Annotated in this window: 17 protein-coding genes and 1 pseudogene; 6 read left to right on the forward strand and 12 right to left on the reverse strand. The window is 59.1% G+C overall.

Translation table 11 applies throughout. The features are described from left to right. Positions 1-184 precede the first annotated feature (184 nt). A complete protein-coding gene (locus CYD26_RS10895) occupies positions 185-928 on the reverse strand; it encodes a phosphatase PAP2 family protein (protein ID WP_102052608.1) in 744 nt (247 codons plus the stop codon). Positions 929-1154: 226 nt separating this feature from the next. Here CYD26_RS10895 and colR point away from each other — a divergent pair, with 226 nt between their 5' ends. The 5 genes and pseudogenes from colR (at position 1155) to CYD26_RS25490 (ending at position 4315) form a co-directional block, all read left to right on the forward strand. Then, on the forward strand, positions 1155-1838 hold the full coding sequence (gene colR, locus CYD26_RS10900) for a two-component system response regulator ColR (RefSeq protein WP_065758939.1): 684 nt from the start codon (positions 1155-1157) through the stop codon (positions 1836-1838). Next, the gene (locus CYD26_RS10905; protein ID WP_065758940.1) at positions 1828-3138 is read left to right on the forward strand and encodes a HAMP domain-containing sensor histidine kinase; all 1311 of its coding nucleotides are present in this window, start codon (positions 1828-1830) and stop codon (positions 3136-3138) included. Before colR ends, CYD26_RS10905 begins: the two co-directional genes overlap by 11 nt. A 121-nt stretch (positions 3139-3259) precedes the next feature. Then, positions 3260-3943 carry a class I SAM-dependent methyltransferase gene (locus tag CYD26_RS10910; RefSeq protein WP_102052609.1) on the forward strand — a complete coding sequence of 228 codons (684 nt, stop codon included), beginning with the start codon at positions 3260-3262 and terminating at the stop codon, positions 3941-3943. Between the two features lie 58 nt (positions 3944-4001). Next, a pseudogene (locus CYD26_RS25485) lies at positions 4002-4097 on the forward strand (InaA protein); the annotation flags it as partial. Continuing rightward, positions 4097-4315: a hypothetical protein gene (locus tag CYD26_RS25490; RefSeq protein WP_065758942.1), complete on the forward strand. Its 219-nt coding sequence runs from the start codon at positions 4097-4099 to the stop codon at positions 4313-4315. The pseudogene CYD26_RS25485 and the gene CYD26_RS25490, both read left to right, overlap by 1 nt. Before the next feature lie 59 nt (positions 4316-4374). Here the strand turns inward: CYD26_RS25490 and CYD26_RS10925 are convergent, their stop codons facing one another. The 11 genes from CYD26_RS10925 to CYD26_RS10975 all read right to left on the reverse strand — a co-directional run bounded on the left by CYD26_RS10925 (position 4375) and on the right by CYD26_RS10975 (position 18898). Continuing rightward, positions 4375-7428 carry a multidrug efflux RND transporter permease subunit gene (locus CYD26_RS10925; protein WP_102052610.1) on the reverse strand — a complete coding sequence of 1018 codons (3054 nt, stop codon included), beginning with the start codon at positions 7426-7428 and terminating at the stop codon, positions 4375-4377. 13 nt (positions 7429-7441) lie between these two features. Beyond that, on the reverse strand, positions 7442-8593 hold the full coding sequence (locus tag CYD26_RS10930) for an efflux RND transporter periplasmic adaptor subunit (RefSeq protein ID WP_102052611.1): 1152 nt from the start codon (positions 8591-8593) through the stop codon (positions 7442-7444). Positions 8594-8719: 126 nt separating this feature from the next. Then, positions 8720-9817, reverse strand: a complete 1098-nt coding sequence (locus tag CYD26_RS10935; RefSeq protein ID WP_065758945.1) for a DUF1513 domain-containing protein — start codon at positions 9815-9817, stop codon at positions 8720-8722. A 2-nt stretch (positions 9818-9819) separates the two neighbouring features. Continuing rightward, positions 9820-10884 (reverse strand): imelysin family protein, encoded by a 1065-nt coding sequence (locus tag CYD26_RS10940; RefSeq protein WP_065758946.1) that lies wholly within the window; start codon positions 10882-10884, stop codon positions 9820-9822. Between the two features lie 15 nt (positions 10885-10899). Continuing rightward, positions 10900-12318, reverse strand: coding sequence for a di-heme oxidoredictase family protein (locus CYD26_RS10945; protein ID WP_065758947.1), 1419 nt, complete (start codon positions 12316-12318; stop codon positions 10900-10902). Positions 12319-12512: 194 nt separating this feature from the next. Then, positions 12513-12896, reverse strand: coding sequence for a hypothetical protein (locus CYD26_RS10950; protein ID WP_102052612.1), 384 nt, complete (start codon positions 12894-12896; stop codon positions 12513-12515). 25 nt (positions 12897-12921) lie between these two features. Continuing rightward, entirely contained in the window at positions 12922-13404 is a 483-nt protein-coding gene (locus CYD26_RS10955) for a hypothetical protein (RefSeq protein ID WP_102052613.1), read from the reverse strand. Between the two features lie 303 nt (positions 13405-13707). After that, positions 13708-15039 carry an imelysin family protein gene (locus CYD26_RS10960; RefSeq protein ID WP_102052614.1) on the reverse strand — a complete coding sequence of 444 codons (1332 nt, stop codon included), beginning with the start codon at positions 15037-15039 and terminating at the stop codon, positions 13708-13710. A gap of 138 nt (positions 15040-15177) precedes the next feature. Further along, positions 15178-17229: a bifunctional diguanylate cyclase/phosphodiesterase gene (locus CYD26_RS10965; RefSeq protein WP_065758951.1), complete on the reverse strand. Its 2052-nt coding sequence runs from the start codon at positions 17227-17229 to the stop codon at positions 15178-15180. 282 nt (positions 17230-17511) lie between these two features. Further along, positions 17512-18108 (reverse strand): superoxide dismutase, encoded by a 597-nt coding sequence (locus tag CYD26_RS10970; RefSeq protein ID WP_065761069.1) that lies wholly within the window; start codon positions 18106-18108, stop codon positions 17512-17514. Positions 18109-18298: 190 nt separating this feature from the next. Beyond that, positions 18299-18898 (reverse strand): LysE/ArgO family amino acid transporter, encoded by a 600-nt coding sequence (locus tag CYD26_RS10975; RefSeq protein ID WP_065761068.1) that lies wholly within the window; start codon positions 18896-18898, stop codon positions 18299-18301. Positions 18899-19032: 134 nt separating this feature from the next. Between CYD26_RS10975 and CYD26_RS10980 the strand changes: the two genes are divergently transcribed. Then, positions 19033-19923, forward strand: coding sequence for a LysR family transcriptional regulator ArgP (locus tag CYD26_RS10980; RefSeq protein ID WP_099775696.1), 891 nt, complete (start codon positions 19033-19035; stop codon positions 19921-19923). The last annotated feature ends 17 nt before the right edge of the window (positions 19924-19940 follow it).

The raw sequence follows: 19940 nt of genomic DNA on the forward strand, positions 1-19940 counted from the left end.
TGAACCGCCGTGTACGGAACCGTACGCACGGTGGTGTGAGAGGACGGCGGGTGTGAACTCGCCTCCTACTCGATTTACGGGGATATCGCTGCCACAGGGCCTACCTGCGAAGGTAGCAGTAGGTCAGTGTGTTCGCTGCAGTTGGATCACACTGCTTGAACACATCCCCTGTAGGGCAATTCGCTTATCGGGTTTGGGCTGTTGCTGGTGCAGGCACTTCAGCGGTGGCCGGTCTGCGGTACAGCACGGCGTAGTAGCAGCCCAGGCTGATCAACCAGCAGAACACAGCAGTCCAGACATTGTGCGAGAAGAAGTGCGCGCCTTGCAGCATCCGTCCGACCGAAAACACGGTGCCCAGCCCAAAGGCAAACCACAGTGCTGCCCGTGCCATGCGTGGGCGTCGATCACGGAGCACGAAGAACAGTGCGAACAGGGTAAAACCAGTGGCCGCATGGCCGCCTGGCCAGCAGCGTCCGGGTTTGTCCGTTGCTGGGCGTGGGCTGAGCAGTTCGCTGTAGGTCTCTTTGCCGCCGAATTCCTGCAGGCTCCAAGGACACTGCACAGCGGTTACTGCCTTGAGCGGGGTTACAAAGCTGGTAGACACGGCCATTGCCATTACCAGGCAACCCAGTTCGCGGCGCCAGGGGTTGAGTTTCTTCAGCAGCAGGCTGGCGATAAACCCGACAATCGCTGCCAATCCCAAGACGATTACAACTTGTTTGGCCCGATCATGCAGGATGTCTTCAAGAAAGAAGCTGTGTCGTCCGATGAACTGGCCTGCCACAGGGTCATAGGCCCACTTGGCAATGTTCATGTCCAGGCTGGTCAGTTCCAGAAGGAGCAGGGCGGTGGCGACTAAAAGGGGAAGGCCGAGGTACAGCCAGGCGTTGATGGGGCGCGATGGTGGGCGGATGTGGGCTTCAGGCATGACAGGTCCTGGCAAACAAAATGGACAGTCCCGGTCGGCAAGCCCGAGCCGGGTATAGGCTTGACGTAGCGACCGGTGATTTTCTGTGGAGGGGGGTGCGTAGTCTGTGAATACTCGGTGAAAAAAACGTTAACCAGTGATAAATCTGTTCTGATCTGGCAGTACGTGAGCGATGGCCTTAAGCTGCGCCTGCCAAGCAGGCAAATGCAGTGAACGGGGGATACCCATGCGAATTCTATTGGTTGAAGACAACCGCGATATTCTGGCCAATCTGGCAGATTACCTTGGCCTCAAGGGCTACACGGTCGATTGTGCCCAGGACGGCCTCTCGGGTTTGCACCTGGCGGCGACCGAACACTATGACCTGATTGTGCTCGACATCATGTTACCCGGTATTGACGGCTACACGCTATGCAAGCGCTTGCGCGAGGATGCCCGGCGCGACACGCCGGTGATCATGCTCACCGCCCGTGACCAACTTGACGACCGTCTGCAGGGTTTTCGCTCGGGCGCCGACGATTACCTGCTCAAGCCATTTGCCCTGTCGGAGTTGGCCGCACGTATTGAGGCGGTGCTGCGTCGTGCTCAGGGTGGCGGACGCCGCAGCCTGCAAGTCGGTGATTTGAGTTATGACCTGGACACGCTTGAGGTCACGCGCCAAGGGCGCTTGCTCAAGTTGAACCCGGTCGGCCTGAAATTGCTTGCCGTACTCATGCAAAAAAGCCCCCATGTGTTGCGCCGCGAAGTGCTTGAAGAGGCGCTCTGGGGGGATGACTGTCCTGACAGTGATAGCCTGCGTAGCCACGTTCATCAACTACGCCAGGTGATCGACAAGCCGTTCGACAAGCCATTGCTGCACACGGTACATGGTGTGGGGTACCGCATGGCCGAGGGCCGCGATGGAGTTTAAGCAAAGCCTGGCGCAGCGGATCATCATCGCCTTTGCCTTGATGAGCGCCTTGGTCGCGGGAGCGTTCGCTTTCGGTATTGTGGCGACAGTACATCTGGTCGAAGAGCGTTTGATCTCTGCCGTATTGGGTGGCGATCTGCAGCGGTTGTTGTTGATGGACAGCGTGAGTGACTGGAGCCACAGGCCGCGGCCAGATCAACTGTTCTACTTCAGCGGCGGGCGCGATGACTTTGCCTTGCCCAAGGATCTCAGGCACCTGGACCCGGGGTTTCATGAGGTCTTTCGTGATCAACTGTCGTATCACGCGATGGTCGAGATCGTAGATGGCCGTCGCTATGTCCTGTTGCAGGATCAAAGTGATTTCGAAGAGCGCGAGCGTGTGCTTTTTGCCGTCGTGGTGGTCGGCTTTGTGTTGAGCCTGGCGCTGGCGGTGTTCCTGGGCTGGGTGTTGGCGCGCAAGGTAATGGCGCCGGTGATCCGTTTGGCTCGTCAGGTTCGCCACCGCGATCAATTGTTGGGCCTGGCACCGCCTCTGGCTCCGGATTATGCCGCGGATGAGGTCGGGCAACTGGCGGTGGCATTCGATGCCACCTTGGGCCGATTGCGCGATGCATTGACCCGTGAGCGCTTGTTCACCAGCGATGTCAGTCATGAGTTGCGTACACCCTTGATGGTGCTGGCCACGTCCTGCGAATTGCTGCTGGAAAACACGAAGCTCGATGACCGCGCAAGGGCACAGGTCGAGCGTATCGCCAGGGCCAGCGAGGAAATGCGTGAGTTGGTCAAAACCTTCCTGATGTTGGCTCGGGCTCAGCGTGATGAGGGGGCCGTTGCCTCGCAGGCGACCCTGAAAGAAGTCGCTGATGACCTGCTGGGGGTGTGGCGCGACACCATTGAACAGAAAGGTCTGCAGTTGTACTACAGCGCAGGCGCTGCGGGATCGGTTCTCTACAATGCAACCTTTCTGCAGGCGGTGATGGGCAATCTGCTGCGTAATGCGGCGCATTACACTGAACGCGGTTTCATTCGCTTAACCTTGGAGCCCTCCGGGTTCATGGTTGAAGACAGTGGCGTGGGCATTCCTGAAGAGCAGCGTGAAGCCATGTTCCAGCCGTTTGTACGCGGTGGAGAAAAGCGTGGTGAGGGGCTGGGGTTGGGGTTGTCATTGGTACAGCGGATCTGTGATGACCAGTGCTGGATTGTCAGCCTCACGGCCATGACACCCAATGGCTGTCGCTTCCATGTCGATCTGAGCCACGGCCGAAGTCAATTGACTGATCGGGATGAGATCATCGGCTAACCCCGTCCTGAAACAGGATGAAGTTGGTGTGAACGTGTTTAACGTTTTTTTCACATCCGCATGACCTGACGCCAACGCCCACCTGAATAAGGTGGGCGCCAATGGAGTCAGGAGAGGCAGAATGCGCAGTCCCATCAAGCTCGAGTTTTCCGAGAAGCACGATCAGCAACAGGCTCAGGATTGCTTTCTCAAGCATCAAGATGGGTTGGCGCGCCGTCTGTCCCACCAGCGTGATGAACAGTTGGCGCGTCGTGCGCTGGCGCTGTCGGGGGAGCCGGGTCTTGTGCTTGATCTGCCGTGTGGTGCCGGGCATTTTTGGCCGTTGCTGGCGGAAAAAAACAATCGTGTGATCCTCGGCGCCGACAACTCGGAAGCGATGCTTGAAACCGCTCGTACGTCGCAACCGGCCGGTGTCGTCGAGCGTGTGCGCACCCTGCAGACCTCTGCATTCAACATCGAGTTGCCCGACAATGCCGTCGACAGCATTTTCTGTATGCGACTCTTTCAGCAGGTTGGTGAAGCGGCGCACCGCAAGGTCATTCTCTCCGAGTTTCAACGTGTCTCCCGTGACAGCGTGATCCTCTCGCTCTGGGTCGATGGCAACTTCAAAGCCTGGCGACGTAAAAAGCTGGAAGCACGTCGCTTGGCGAAAACAGGTTCAGAAGAGGCTCGCCAGAATCGCTTTGTGCTGCCTGCTGCCACGGTGGAGCAGGAGTTCGTCGAAGCAGGATTCCGCATTCAGGAACGGTTGGATTTTTTGCCGTTCTACGCCATGTGGCGCGTTTACGTGCTGCGTAAAGGCTAGGAGGCGCCTGCCTGTCACCGCCACGGCAGCCGTTTGGCCGCCTACAACGATCACATAGTTGCGTCACCATTCGTCGTGGCGCAACGCAGACTGGCAAAAGCTGCTCTATTTTTACCTCAGGGTGTTTGGCAGCGCTGTCAAAGGTTTAGAGTAATGAAACTAGAAATTGCTCGAGGTCTGTTCTTCCTGGGTGGTCTGGCAATAGCCACCGCTGCGGCAGCCGCGTGGGATGAACCCGGCCCTGGTATCCTCAGCGACACGGCCCACTGCCCTACGCCACATGTTGTCAAGGATCGGGTCGTGGCCACGCCCGATCACGACTTGCTACTGTTGTTGTTCGGCTTGAGGCAAGGGCTTCGACCCCAAAGCTGATCCTGTTTTGGGTAACCTGAAAAGCCTCGTCAACGACGGGGCTTTTGATTATGGGCTATTCAGGTTGGTTGTGAGTCCCCGACCCCTGGCGGAGCGTCCGCCTTGGCCAGCAGGGTGTAGACGCAGGGCAGGACAAAGAGCGTGAACAGGGTTCCCACCGACATGCCGGTGGCAATCACGGTGCCGATGTCGAAGCGACTGACCGCCCCGGCGCCGCTGGCCAGAATCAAGGGCACCATGCCAAAGACCATCGCGGCAGTGGTCATCAGTACCGGGCGCAGGCGAATCGCGGCGGCCTCTTCTATGGCTTCTCGTACCGACAAGCCATTTTGCCGACGTAACTGATTGGCGAATTCGACGATCAGGATGCCGTGTTTGCTGATCAGTCCGATCAAGGTGACCAGCCCGACCTGGGTATAGATGTTCATGCTCGACAGGCCAAGGAACAGCGGAATCAGTGCGCCGCAGATTGATAGCGGGACTGTCACCAGAATGACCAGAGGGTCGCGGAAACTCTCGAACTGCGCTGCCAGTACCAAGAAGATGATGGCCAACGCCAGGCCAAAGGTGACCCACAGTGCCGAGCCCTCCTGGATGAATTGGCGTGCAACGCCACTGTAGTCAAAGGCGTACCCGGCGGGGGCTTCTTCGCGGGCGATGTTGCGTACGGTTTCGATGGCCTCCCCCATACTGACCAGCGGTACGCCCTGGATAATGGCCGAGTTCAGCTGTTGGAACTGATTCAGTTGGCGCGGTCGTGCGCGGTCGCTGACGGTGATCAGCGTCGACAGCGGCAGCATTTGCCCTTGTTCATTCTTGACGTAGTAGTTGTTCAGCCAGCCAGGGTTGTCACGGTAGGCGCGCTCGACCTGGGCAATGACCTTGTAGCTGCGTCCTTCAAGGGTGAACCGGTTGATCTCAGCCTCACCCAGCAAGGTCGCGAGTGTGCTCCCTAGCGTGGCCATGGTCACCCCCATTTGTGCGGCCTTGGCCCGATCAATATCGACGACGACTTCGGGCTTGTCGAAGGCCAGATCGATGTCGAGAAAGGCAAATTTTCCGGTGGCCTCGGCGCGTGTTTTTACCTGCTCGGCCACTTGCAGCAGCGATGCGTAATCGTTCGGGGTGTTGATGACAAACTCGAAGGGCAAACCTTGGGTCGTACCGGGCAGTGATGGCAGATTGAAGCCGAAGACCTGCAGGCCACTGATCTGGTTGAGCTTTGCCTGAACCTCTGGCAATAGTGCCATTTGGGTTCGCTCCCGCTCATTCCAGGGCTTTAGCAGGAAACCTCCGATGCCTGACTGCACCCCGTTGAAGCCATTGATCTGGAAGGATGAGTAGTACTCCGGGAATGCCTTGAAAATGTTTATGAATTCGTCGGTGTAGGCATTCAGGTAGTTCAGGTTGGCTGGCTGTGGTGCGGTGGCCAGCATGAACACGATGCCTTGGTCTTCGTCCGGTGCCAGCTCTTTCTTGGTGAACATCAGCAGCACCGGAATCAGGCACAGGACGATCACGGCAAACACCAACACTACGGGGCGCGTGTTGAGTGTGCCGTGGAGGATTTTCTGGTAACGCTGCTTGAGGCGTTCAAATAGCTGGTCGAGGCGATAGGCCAGGCCGTGGGTGTTGGCTTGATGGCGCAGGAGCATTGAGCACATCATGGGCGACAGGGTCAGGGCGACGATCCCGGAGATGATCACGGCGCCAGCGAGGGTCAAGGCGAACTCCTTGAACAGTGCGCCGGTAAGGCCTTGTAAAAAGCCAATCGGCGCGTACACCGCTGCCAGCGTGATGGTCATCGAGACCACGGGTATCGCAATTTCTCGCGCCCCTGCCAACGAGGCCTCCAAGGGCGTCTCGCCAGCTTCGATGTGCCGGTGGATGTTTTCCACGACGACAATGGCGTCGTCCACCACCAGACCAATCGCCAGCACCATGGCCAGCAGGGTCAGCAGGTTGATTGAGTAGCCCATCAGTTGCATGAAAAACAGTACGCCGATCATCGACAATGGAATGGTGATGACCGGAATCAGCACCGAGCGCAGCGCCCCGAGGAAGAGAAAGACCACGACGATCACGATCAGCACGGCTTCCGCCAGGGTTTTGATCACTTCGTTGATCGAGGCCTGGATGAACAGTGTGGCGTCGTAAGCGATGGAGGCTTTCAGGTTGGGCGGTAACTGGCTGTTCAGTTCCGGCATCAGTTTGCGCACTTCCTTGATGACATCCAGCGGGTTGGCCGCTGGCGTCGCCTTGATGCCGATGTAGACCGACGGGGTGCCATCGAAAGAACTGACCGTATCGTAGTTCTCCGCGCCCATTTGCACCCGGGCCACATCGCGCAGCAGCACCCGGCTATCGCCCATGGTTTTCAGCGGGATGGCGGCGAAGGCTTCGGCCGACTTGAGCTCAGTGCTGGCGTTGATACTGGTGACCACGTATTCGCCTTTGACTTCGCCCGCTGCAGAAAGGAAGTTGTAGCGCCGTACCGCGTCAGTCACATCGCTGGCGCTCAGGCCATAGCCTGCGAGTTTGACCGGGTCGATCCAGATGCGCATCGCGAACAACTGGTTGCCGAGGATCTCTGCTTCAGCCATGCCCGGCAATGTTGCCAGCTTGGGCTGGATCACCCGTGACAGGTAATCGGTGATCTGCGGGTTGCTCAGTTCGCTGCTGTAGAAGCTGATGTACATCAGCGCCGAGGCGCCAGCGGCCTCCTTGCTCAGGACCGGGTCTTCGGCATCTTGAGGCAGTTTGTTCTTTACCTCATTGGCCTTGGCCAGCAGTTCGGTAAACATCCGGTCACTGTCCGAGCCGATTCGGGCGTAGATCGATATCACCGAGAAATTCTGCCGGCTCACCGAGGTCATATAGTCAATGCCCTCTGCGCTTGCCAGGCTCTGCTGCATGGGCTGGGTGATGTAGCCTTGAATGGTTTCCGCGTTGGCGCCGGGGTAGGCGGTGGTCACCGTGATCAGGGCGTTTTCCATCTGCGGATACTGACGGATCTGCAACGAGCTCCAGGCCTGGAAGCCGAGCAGGACGATCAGCAGGCTGACCACACTGGCCAGTACAGGGCGGCGAATGAACGGATCGGTTAAGGCCATGAAGGTTCCTTGATCAATCGACGCGTGGCGAGGTGGCCGGCTCGCCCGTCAGAGTCTTGTCCGGGCTGACGGTGATCAGGGCGCCTTGGCTGAGTTTCAGTTGACCGGCCGTCACCACCTGTTCACCTACCTTAACGCCTTTGGCGATGACCACCAGGCCTTCACGGCGCTCGCCGGCTTCAATGAAACGGCGCTCTGCCACCCACACCGGTTGGCCGTCAGGGGTCTTTTGTGGCTGGCCGTCCTCGGCGGTCTTGGGCACTGCGACGTACACCGAGGTGCCATACAGGGTGTAGGTGACCGCAGTCTCAGGGACGACCACTTCCGTGCGCGGGTTGGGCAGCAGTATTTGCAGGCTGGTGAACATGCCGGGTAACAGCTTGCCATCGGGGTTCGCCAGGGTGGCGCGGACCTGCACATTACGGGTGCTGTCTTCAACCTTGGGGTTGATAGCGCTGATGGCGCCAGGGAACGTCTGGTTGGGGTAGGCTGCAACGCTGACCAGTACCTGCTGGCCGATGCCCAGTTTGGGAAACGCCTGTTCGGCCACGTAAAAGTCAGCGTACAGGCTGCTCAGGTCCTGAAGGGTGGCGATCACTGTGCCACTGGGCAGGTAGTCGCCGATATCGACCTGGCGGATACCAATGGTACCGCTGAACGGCGCAAGGATCGTCTTTTTCGCCAAGGAACCTTTGAGTTGGGCGACCACGGCTTTGCTGCGCAGCAGTTGTGCTGCGAGGCGATCAAACTCGCCTTTGGAGATTGCCTGACTGTCGATCAGCTGGCTGCCGCGTCCATACTCGACCTGCGCCAGCCCGAGGTCCGCCATCGCGGTGCCCAGCAAGGCGCTTTCCACGTCGCTGTCGAGCTGCAAGAGGGGCTGGCCTACTCTGATCCGCTGGCCTGACTCGAACAGCAGGGTCTTGACCGTACCGGCGGTCTCCAGGCTCAGATTGACCCCCTGAAACGCCTTGAGGCTGCCAACTGCGGGCAGTCGACTCTGCCAGAGCTGTTCGCGCGCGGCAGTCGCCGCTACGCTCACGGGAGGTCTTGGCGCGCTGAATTGCTGAATTTGCTGATAGATACTGAAGGCTTTGTAGCCTCCCAGAATCAGCACAATCAGCAACACGACACCCAACATGATCAGCATGCGGCGGCGCAGCATATTCCATTTCCTTGGAGGCTAGACAGGCAGGCACAGCACTGACGAACACCTGCTCACTGTTGTGCAGTGTTGTCGAATATTACGCCTTTGCCTAATGCAGGGAAGTCCATTTCCCCTTGATGCTACTCACGTCAGGTGCAGATGGTTGTCCCAAAGCCCGGGCGGCAACTGCAACGGTTGGCCGACCGGTTCTGCCTTGCGGCAATCATAGAGCCGGCAGCGGCCCTGGCCCGAGGTGACGACGAAACCGTCTGCGACTGCGCCAACACCGGCGCAGTCGGGCATCGGGGCATCCAGGCGCGTTGCACCCGTGTCCAGATCCCAGATGAACAGGCGGTTGGCCCGAGGTGCGGTCAGTGCAACCAGTCGCAACTCACTGTGTACCGCGACACTGGCGGTGTAGTTCGCCATTGACTGCAACTGTGCCTGCGCCACGGGGAATGGCAGGAAGGGCTGCCCTGGGCGTTTGATCGCCAGCAGTTCAGCGGTTTCGTGAGCGTCGCCCATGAACTGCTGACAAGCGACCAGCGTGCCGTCGCTGGCAACGGCCAGGTGACGAACGCTGTTCATTTGCTGGCTCAGGGTTTCCTTGCTCAGCAAGGTGCCGTCGCGGTGCATCAATACCAGGCTGGGTTCCATGGCATCGAGGTTCATCTCGACGCGGCTTTCGGCTTCGGTGCGAATACCGCCGTTGGCGACCACCAGGGTTTCACCATCGGGTAGCCAGGACACCTGATGCGGGCCAAGGCCGTGGGTGGGCAGCTCGCCACTGTGCTGCAGCCGTTCGCCCTCGAATCGGTAGACCCCAAGTACACCCCGCCCCGGATCAGTGGTGTCGTTCTCGGTGGCATACAGCCATTCACCGCCCTTGTGAATCACCGCGTGGCCATAGAAATGACGGTTCGGCTGTGAGGTGACGGTTTGCAGCAGGCGGCCGTCGCGCAAGTCGACCAGATAGCTCTCGGTACCGGGTCGACGCGCCACGAACAGGGCGATGGGCAGTTCAGGGTGATTGATGATGTCGTGGCAACGCTGTCCGACCTGGGTCGCGAATACCTGGCTACCGTCCAGGCGGTAGCCGACGGCGTAGTGGTTGCCGTCGCTATCGTCGCGGGCCGAGAGCAGCAGGGGCTGCTGACGCTTGTTCTGGAACAGGGTCCATCCGCCTAGCGTGAGGGCAGCAAGCACCGCGCTACCGACTTTCAGAGCCTGACGTCGCAACATGATCAGTCACCGTCGTTGGCGTTGAAGCCCAATTGAATACCCAGCGCCTTGGCCAGATCAGTCTCGTGCAGGCGGTGGACGGCGTTCAGGCTGTCATAGATCGCGTTCAGCTGCTCACGACCGGCTTCATCTTCCAGCAGCTCGCCAAGGGGCTTCGGCGTGTCGGCCAACAGCTTCAGCGATGCCGCATAGGCAGCGTCGATCTTGTCGGCAAGGGCCTTCTGGTCGCTGCCGAGCAGGCTGCGCAGCCCTTGATTGTCGACCCCGGCCCATACTGTCTGTGCAGCACTGAGGCTGGCATGCAGGCTCTTCAGAGACGACTGGCTACGCCAGGCTTCTGCCTGCAGTGGCTGCGGGATGCCCTTGCTCATGCGACCCATCGGCGTGCCGAGTTTTTTCTTCAGGGTGTCCAGCGCAGTGACCTGGGCGCGGAGCACGTCGGCAATCGCTTCGTGAGAGTCGGCATAGCGCTGGTTCGGGAACTTGGTCATCTGTGCGAGCACGCCGTCGTTCTTGTTCCAGCCCTTCAGGATTTCTTCGGCCAGGGCTTTCTGACGCTCGCCGATGGCAACCAGCAGCGGGCAGTAGCGGGCTTTCTGCTCGGCATTGGCGGTGTCTGGCTTGCTGTCAAACAGGATGTACTCGTAAGCCGAGAGCCCCTGGACCACGACGCTGGAGTTGGCGAGGGTGCTGGCATCGATCGGCTTGTCACTGTTGATCAGTTGTTCTACCTGGCGTCCTACCAGGTTTTTCTTGTCTGGCCAGAACTGCACCTGCCAGGCGCGGTTGCCCTCGGCCAGCGGCCCGATCAGCAGTGGTTGCAACTCTGCCCAGGCCTTTTGGGCGTGAAGGAAGTCAGCCCGTGCGGTTTCCAGGCTGTTCTTGCCTTCGCAGAAGGCCAGCGCGCTGACGGCCAGCTGACGGTCGGCTTCGACCCAGCGGCTGTAGGTGGGCAGGATCACTTGCTTGGCAATCGCGGCGGAAGTGACCGCTTGCGGATCCTGCGGCGAGCAGGCGCCCAGCGCTAGGGCGGCGAGGCTGGTAAATAACAGTTTGGGACGGAACATGCCCGGCTCCTATGGCTAGAGTGAGTTCAGGAATGCCAGCAGCGCGGCGCGTTGCTCTGCATTGAAGGTCAAGACGTGTTGTTGGGCGGCCTTTGCTTCGCCGCCGTGCCAAAGCACCGCTTCGAGCAGGTTGCGCGCCCGGCCGTCGTGCAGGAATTGGGTGTGGCCACTGACTGTTTCGGTCATGCCGATGCCCCACAGCGGTGCGGTACGCCAGTCGCGGCCACCGGCGGCAAACTCGCTGCGATCGTCCGCCAGATCCGGCCCCATGTCGTGCAGCAGCAGGTCGGTATACGGGCGGATCACCTGGTTGGCCTGCTCCGGCTCCGCGGCGTTTGCCGAGGTGGTGAACGTCGGGATATGGCAGCGTTGGCAACCGGCTTCGAAGAACAGGTTCTTGCCGGCCAGCACCTGTGGTGAGTCGACATCCTTGCGTGCGGGCACTGCCAGATTGCGGGTATAGAACAACATCAAACGCAGAATGTTATCGCTGACCTCCGGTTCACCACGGTCTTGGCGGGCATTCAGGCAGTCGGTTTGTGTCGGTGTGCAGTCGTCTATCGGGCGCAGGCGGGTGGTCAGGCCCATGTCGCCGGAGAAGGCGTGCACGTTTTGCTGGTTGAGATTCGGTTGCCCGGCTTTCCAGCCAAAGCGGCCCATGACGGTTTTACCCTGGGCGTCGTCCCACACCTGATTGACATGGCCTCGGATGCCGTCACCGTTGCTGTCGTAGGGATCGGCGTTGGCCAGGATGGCCTCTTCCGGAATGGCTTCCAGCAGACCTAGGCCAATCATCGGCGGTGCGACACGTGCGGAGAAACGTGTGTCGGGATGCATTGGCCCGTAGCCAAGTTGGCTGATAAGCAGCTTTGGCTTGCGCAGCTCGACCGTGGTGCCGTCTGTGAAGGTGACGCTGTGTGGTGTGTATTCCACCCGGACCTTGCCTTCGGGTGCAACCCCAGGCACAGCCATATCCTGCAACTGTCCGCCATAGGCCGGTTCGGGGACGACACCCAGGCGTTCGATGACCGGCAGATATTCTGTTGCATTCGGGATCGACAGGCGCACCAGCATCGAGGCTGCGCTTTTGGCATCTGGCCCAGGAGGGTGGCCGCGACCGTCCCTGATGTGACAGTTCTGGCAGGCATTGGTGTTGAACAGGGGGCCCAGGCCGTCACGAGCGGTGGTTGTGGACGGTGCAATTACCCAAGGGTTGCGGAAGAAGCTGTTGCCGACACTGAAGTCCAGTTGTCGGCTCGCTGTCAGGTTGGCGGAGGCCATCGAAAAGGCATTTTTGTCGTGCTTGTTGACCGTCGACGTGCCGCCACCCATGGCTTCCCCTGGCTCAGCCTGAGTGAAGCGCGGGGCGTCGTCACAGGCTGCCAGCGGCAGTACCAAGAGCAGGAGAAAAAGGCAGCGAAGCAACGAGGACATCTGAAATCCTGAGGCGCGAGCAAAAACCGGCTCGCAAGCTTAGCAGGCTATCCGCTTGTTGAATAAGAGGGATTTGCGTTTGCTTGATGAAATTTTGCGCGTGGCGGCTCATGCGGGGGAGGGCGCTGCCGACCCGAAGGCCGGTAGCGGTGCTTGGCGGGCTGTAATGCCGAAGTGCGGTATACGCTGCAGTTTTACATCATTTTCAAGGTAAAACGATTGCCCTCCAGGCTGATGATCAGGTTGTGGTTACCGCCACCCCGGTTGTTTCCCGGCACTTCCAGGGTGCCGCCCGTATAATCCATTTTAGTGCCGAATAAATATTTAACCGCATTTTCATGTGCCGGCTCCCAGTAATCTTGAAACAGCCACAGTGTTGTTTCGGCTTTAGCGCCCATGACCAGTTCAATGGCTTTATAGTTTTCTGAGACCTTTCCGATCCAGGGTACGTTCATGCAACCGTTCCATGCGGATTGTGCGCCGATGGAAAACAGATCGCTTTTGCTTTCGCCATTGCGAATGGACAAGGTGTACGGGGTGTTATTTGCGATGGATCGCAGAATGCTGACGCTCGCCATAGAATGCTCCAGTTACCAGGTGTGTTCAAAGTTCAATGTTGGGGGTCGGACGGGGCTCTGTTGCTTGGCCATACACATAGACGGCGTGCATGGTTATTTCGTTTAGCGGGGAAGGAAGTGTTTCAGGTGAATAGCGTCCCTCTAGGAATAGTCCGTGACCGCGTGCCGTTGTTTCGAAGGCCTTTCTGAAGGGCTCGGCAGGGTCATAGAGGTACACTTTGCCAGCCGGCGCGCTCAGTACCCTGCACATTTCCTGAGCGGCGCCCACGGTTATAGGAGCCCCCATCAGTGTTTCGCAGGGGTACAGGTTTTCTGCGAGTGGAAAAATGGGGTAGTCATAATCATTCACGGGAATAAGACGGGGTATTTCCTTTCCTGTATCCGGGCCGTTGGATATCTTTTGGCCATCTTTATTGATGTTGTCTGCATCCGTAAAGCCGGTGATAAAGACGGTGTCAGATATTTTGTCAACGATTCGGCCTTCTCCCCAGACGTCGAGTATTTTCATCGTGGCAGGCTCCTTGAGTGTCTCTATATTGATATATGGAGGTGGAAGAACTTCCGGTGTTCATGTTTTATAAATTGTCATTTCTGTGCGCAGTTGATGTGTAGAGTTGAACACTCTGAAACAGTGATAACAATGCGAACGCTGGACAGTAACGTGTAGGAGGAGGGCGGTTTGACAGGCGGGTTATTGGCGAGGCAAACGTGCGGGGTCTAGTGGCGGTGTGTGAAGTTCAAGTTATATAACGCAACATGCCCGATGCAAGGCATCGGGCATGTGGTTTACAACGGAGTGCTGAACGGCTGATCAGAATTCGTGATCGGCGGTGTCTGGTTTCAGGTCATTGATCCCCAGCTTGGCGGCTGCCTGCTCAATGGCGCCGGTCTGTTTGACCAGGGCGGCAATGGCATCACGGATGATCTGGTTACCGGCAGCGTTGTCAGCGGCGATGAGCTGGTCGTAGTGTTCGCCTTTGGCGGCATGGTCAACGATGACCTGCAGTTTTGCCTCGGTGGCTTCCAGGTCGGCCTTGAGCGTAGCATCGGCTGCTGGATCGGCCTTGGCTACCAGCGATGACAGGCTAGGGCCAGTCAGCTTGGTACCGTCGGCTCGGGTGTACTCGCCCAGGTAGACGTTACGGATACCTTTGGCATCGTAGAAGTGCGAGAAGTGGGTGTTGTCGCTGAAGCAGTCCTGCTCGTCTTCAGGGGAGTTGGCCTCCAGGGATACCTTCATGCGCTCGCCGGCCAGCTCGCCCAGCGACAGGCTACCCATGCCGAACAGCATCTTGCGCAAACCATCGGTAACCGGCTCGGCTTCGAGGGTGGCACGGTAGTTGTCAGCAACACCTGGCTTCCAGTTGCCGACCATGGTTTCCAGGTCATCGACCAGCAGTTGGGTGACGGCCTTGAGGTAAGCGCGGCGACGCTCGTTGTGGCCACCGGTGGCGCCTTTACCTTCCAGGTAGTCCGATGCAGGACGTGCACCCGCACCTGGGCCGGTGCCGTTCAGGTCCTGGCCCCAGAGCAAGAACTCGATGGCATGGTAGCCGGTGGCGACGTTGGCTTCGGAGCCGCCCAGCTCGTTCAGGCTGGCCAGTTTCTCGGCAGTGATGTCCTTGACGTCGACCTTGTCTTCACCCACCTGGATTTCAGTGTTGGCAATGATGTTGGCGGTGCCGCCCGGGTTGCCCAGGGCGTGCTCATAGTTGGCATCGACATAATCGATCAGGCCTTCGTCCAGCGGCCAGGCGTTCACTTGCCCTTCCCAGTCGTCGATGATGGTGTTGCCGAAGCGGAAGGTTTCGCTCTGCAGGTACGGAACACGTGCAGCGACCCAGGCGGCCTTGGCGGCTTTCAGGGTTTCGTCGTTGGGGGTGGCGAGGAAGGCGTCGATGGCGCCTTGCAGGGTTTTGGCGGTGCTCAGGGAATCGCTGAAGACGGCGTAGACCATCTCGGTGTAGTGCTTGATCACGGCCTTGCTGGCGGCTTCGTCAAGTGCACCTGCGGCAGGGGCGGCAGCACTGGCGGCGGGTGTCTGTGCTTGCGGCGCGCTGGCTTTGTCCTTGCTATCGCCGCAACCGGCGAGAGAGATGGCAATGGCCAACAGACTGGCGGTGGCCAGAGGCATACGAATCATGGCGATTTCCTGCGTCGAGAAGTTGAACAGGTGTGCGGGTGCACGCAAAACTGCAAAATAATGCGAAAGATTTGCATTTGATGTAAAGGGGCAATACATAAATATTCAAATGCTTGTCGCTGGCGTTTTGCGTGCGCGTCAGAGGATTGAAACCTGACTTCGGCTTGCCTGTTTGAGGAACGTGGTCAGCTCTCGAGCGGGTAGCGGCTTGCTGTAGTGGTAGCCTTGGCCTTCGTGGCAGCCTTGGGCAACGATGTAGGCCTCCTGCTCGGCCGTCTCAACGCCTTCGGCGATGACCTGCATGCCCAGGCTCTTGCCAAGCTGGATGATGGCCCGAACGATGGTGGCGTCATCATCATCCTCGAACAGGTCTTGCACGAAGCTCTTGTCGATCTTGATCTTGTCCAGTGGCAGCGACTTCAAGTAACTGAGCGACGAGTAGCCAGTGCCGAAGTCGTCAATGGCAATCATCGCGCCCGAACGGCGCAAGCTCAGCAGGTGCTGCGCTGCGGTGCTGATGTCTTCCATCAGGCCGGTTTCGGTAACTTCCAGCTCCAGGCTGCGTGGCGGCAGGCGGTAGATCTGCAGCAGGTTGTTGACCACCCGTGGCAGTTCATTGTGGTGCAGTTGCACGGTGGACAGGTTGACCGCCATGCGCAGTTCGCTGAAGCCCTGGTCATGCCACTCGCGCAACTGACGGCAGGCCTGGTCGAGCACCCATTCACCGATGCTGATGATATTGCCGTTCTGTTCGGCCAGCGGGATGAACTGGTCGGGCGGTACCATGCCCAGTTCGGGGTGCTGCCAGCGGAGTAGCGCTTCAACCCCGACGACCCGGTGGTCGCGATAGCTGATCTGTGGTTGGTAGACCAGGAACAACTGGTTGCGTGGCAGGGCCTCGCGCAGGTCTTTTTCCAGTTCGCGGCGGCGACGCATCTCGCTGTCGACACTGGCAATGTAGAACTGGTAGCGGTTGCGTGAGCGGGTTTTGGCCAGGGTCATGGTCTGCTCGGCCTTTTGCAGCAGTTTCTCGGTGCTGTCGCCATCTTCCGGGAACAAGGTGATGCCGATGGTCGCACGCAGGCGAATTTCCTGGTGGTCCAGTGCAAAAGGGGCTTCCAGATCATCGAGTATGCTTTGCGCCAGCTCGGCGGCTTCGTACGGCTGCTCGATATCGGCCTGAACCAGTGCGAATTGGTCACCACCGAGCCGGGCAAGGGCTCCCAGACGGCCGCTGTGCGCACGCAGGCGGTCGGCCAGGGCCAGCAGCAGTTGGTCACCGGTCTGGTAGCTGAACTGTTCGTTGATGCTCTTGAAGTCATCCAGGCCAACGCACAGTACGGCCACGCGACGCTGCAGGCGTCCAGCGTCGACCAGGATCTTGTCCAGTTGCTGCTGCAACTGCTGGCGGTTTGGTAGCCCGGTCAGAAAATCATACTGAGCCATGCGCTGCAGACTGTTTTCGGCTTCGTGACGCAGGTGGGTATTGCGTTCGATGGAGGCCAGCAACTGGTTGGCAGTATTGACCCATACACCCAGTTCGTTCTTTTCGTGCCCCTTGAGCAGCGGCAATTTGTGTTGGCTTGGGCGGTCCGGATTGATCTGGGTGAGATGGTTGATGATCTTTGAGAGCGGTTTGGTCAGTAACCAGTGGTAGACCAAATACAGCACCAGGCCCATTGCCAGAGCGCGTAGCACGCCAGAAATGAAGATGATCACCGAGCTGACGATGAAGTCCTGGCCGTAGGTAGCGGTATCGAGGGTAATGCTCAGGTCGCCGTAATACTCACTGTACGGGCCTCGACCGATCAGCGGTGTCTTGAAGGTCTTTTGCCGGCCCAGAATCAGGTCGGTCAACCAGCGCGTTTGCAGTTCCTGCAATGGCCGATTCTTTTCTGCAAGCATGGTTTCGTTGGGATGGCCAATGGACGCCATCCGCACCGATTGGTCCTGGAACAGGCCTTCGATGACCTGCATGCCCATTTCCCGATCGAGGCTATAGACCGCCTGCGTAGAGGGGTCTCGGAACATGTCTAGGATACGCTGGGCATCGGTTGCGACAGCCTGGCGCGTCTTGTAAGCGTCGAACACGATCTGCGCGCAGCTAAGTACTACACCGACGACCAGCGCCGAGAGCAATACCACCCTGAGCAACTTGACCGATAAGCTGTTCTTGAGTTCCAGCTTCAATGGGGTTTCCTTAATCCATGCGCATGGCATCATTTTGCCATCAATCTTGGCAATCCACTATCGGCCTTCAACACGTATTACTCGATCTTCTGAGTTACTTCGTCAGAGGTTTGCGATCCTTGTGTCACTGTATCGGTTGTAAGGCCTTGCGACTTTAGTGTGGGGTGACAACTTTCCCACGCCTTGATGTTAGCGCGGTATCGGTCTACGGCAAGCGCGCAGAGCGGTAGAGTGTGCGAAAAAAAACCCGGCCAGGCCGGGTTTTTTTCAAAGCAGTTGCATTCAGGCAGTGAAGGTTTTGCCTTCGAACTGCTCGGCAACGAACTTCCAGTTAACCAGGTTCCAGAACGCCTCGACGTACTTTGGACGCAGGTTACGGTAGTCGATGTAGTAGGCGTGCTCCCAGACGTCGCAGGTCAGCAGCGGGGTGTCGCCGTTGGTCAGCGGGTTGCCGGCGCCGATGGTGCTGGCCAGCGCCAGGGAACCGTCAGCTTTCTTCACCAGCCAGCCCCAGCCCGAACCGAAGGTGCCGACGGAGGTCTTGGTGAACTCTTCCTTGAACTTGTCGAAAGAGCCAAACGCAGCGTTGATGGCGTCAGCCAGGGCGCCCGTTGGCTGGCCGCCGGCGTTTGGTGCCAGGCAGTTCCAGTAGAAGGTGTGGTTCCAGACTTGAGCGGCGTTGTTGAAGATACCGCCCGAAGAGGTCTTGACGATCTCTTCCAGGGTCTTGCCTTCGAACTCGGTGCCAGGCACCAGGTTGTTCAGGTTCACGACGTAGGTGTTGTGGTGCTTGTCGTGGTGGAACTCCAGGGTTTCCTTGGAGATGTGCGGCTGCAGGGCGTCGTGGGCGTAAGGCAGCGGCGGCAGTTCAAAAGCCATGGTGATTCTCCTAATCAGGTCTGTTGCGGTGAGCGCAAGGCCGATCACGGGCGGCCGGAAGTGCATCGGCGAGTCTGTACTCTTTGCGACGCAGGGTCCGGATCATAGCACCGGACCCCAGGCTTAACCACGCAACAAGTGTGTGGGAAAGAGGTTCCAGAGCCTTCTTCCGGTTTTAAGCGATGTTGTCTCAGCCCAGGATCAGTTGAGCGGCCACCGCAAACATCATGACCGCCACCATGAGGTCGAGCATCCGCCAGGTATTCGGCCGGGCCAACCAGGGCGCGAGCCAGGCGGCGCCCAGTGCGAGGGTAAAAAACCACAGTGCCGAGGCACTGGCCGCACCGGCCACGTAGGCGCCGGGCATGGTTTGCTGAGCGCCGAGCGAGCCAATCAACAGCACGGTGTCCAGGTACACATGTGGGTTGAGCAGGGTGACAGCCAGGGCGCTGAGCAGTACTGCCTGGCGCGAGCGTTGTCCTTGGCCTTCGGCGTGTTGCAGGCTTTGCTGCGAACAGGCACGTATCAGCGCTTTGCTGGCGTACCAGATCAGGAAGACCGCGCCGCCCCAACGGGCGATTGCCAGCAGCGTGGGGTTCTGGGCCAGCACCGTCGCCAGGCCGAAGACGCCTGCGGCCACCAGGATTGCGTCACACAAAACGCACAGCATGGCCACCGGCAGGTGATGTTCACGGCGCAGGCTTTGGGCGAGAACGAAGGCGTTCTGGGCGCCGATCGCCATGATCAGGCCAAAGGCGACCAACAAGCCGTTTAGATAACTTTGCCACATAGGAAGAGCTCCACAGACGACTGCCGTTGCCCCTCGTCAGGCCACGCAGCAGATATAAAGAAGATGCTGGTGATTCTGGGCAAAACAGCTGTATAAGAAAAACAAATAAAGCTGATCTGGCATTAGGAAAAATAATGTTCGATTACAAATTGCTCTCGGCCCTTGCTGCGGTGGTCGAACAGGCGGGCTTTGAGCGTGCCGCGCAGGTGCTGGGTTTATCGCAGTCGGCCATCTCGCAGCGGATCAAGTTGCTTGAGGCCCGGGTGGGCCAGCCGGTGCTGATCAGGGCCACACCGCCGGGCCCGACCGAGATCGGTCGGCGTCTACTCAACCACGTACAGCAGGTGCGGCTGTTGGAGCGCGATCTGCAACGGCAGGTACCAGCATTGGACGAGGAGGGCATGCCCGAGCGTCTGCGTATTGCTTTGAATGCCGACAGCCTGGCGACCTGGTGGGCGGCAGCAGTGGGTGAGTTCTGTGCTGAGCAACGCTTGTTGCTGGACATGGTGGTGGAAGATCAGGACGTCGGGCTCAAGCGCATGCGGGCGGGTGAAGTGGCCGCCTGCCTATGTGGCAGCGAGCGGCCGGTGGCCGGTGCACGCAGCTTGTTGTTGGGTGCCATGCGTTACCGGGCGTTGGCGAGCCCGGCGTTCATGGCGCGTCATTTTGCCAATGGCTTTGAGGTCACGCGGTTATCACGCACGCCTGCATTGGTGTTTGGCCCGGACGATTTCCTGCAGCACCGCTACCTGGCGTCGCTGGGGGTCCAGGAGGGGTTTATGCACCACTTGTGCCCGTCCTCGGAGGGGTTTCTACGGATGACCGAGGCCGGTCTTGGCTGGGGGCTGGTGCCCGAGTTGCAGGTGCGCGAACAGCTTGCATCGGGTCGTCTGGTAGAAATACTTCCTGATACCCCTATCGATGTGCCGTTGTACTGGCATCATTGGCGCAACGGCGGGCAATTGCTTGGGCAACTGACTGAGCATCTTGCGACGACAAGCCGGCAGTGGCTGGTGCCGTTGTAGGCGCGACTCGCGTCTGC

It is taken from the genome of Pseudomonas sp. FFUP_PS_473 (genome assembly GCF_002858665.1).
Lineage (GTDB): Bacteria > Pseudomonadota > Gammaproteobacteria > Pseudomonadales > Pseudomonadaceae > Aquipseudomonas > Aquipseudomonas defluvii.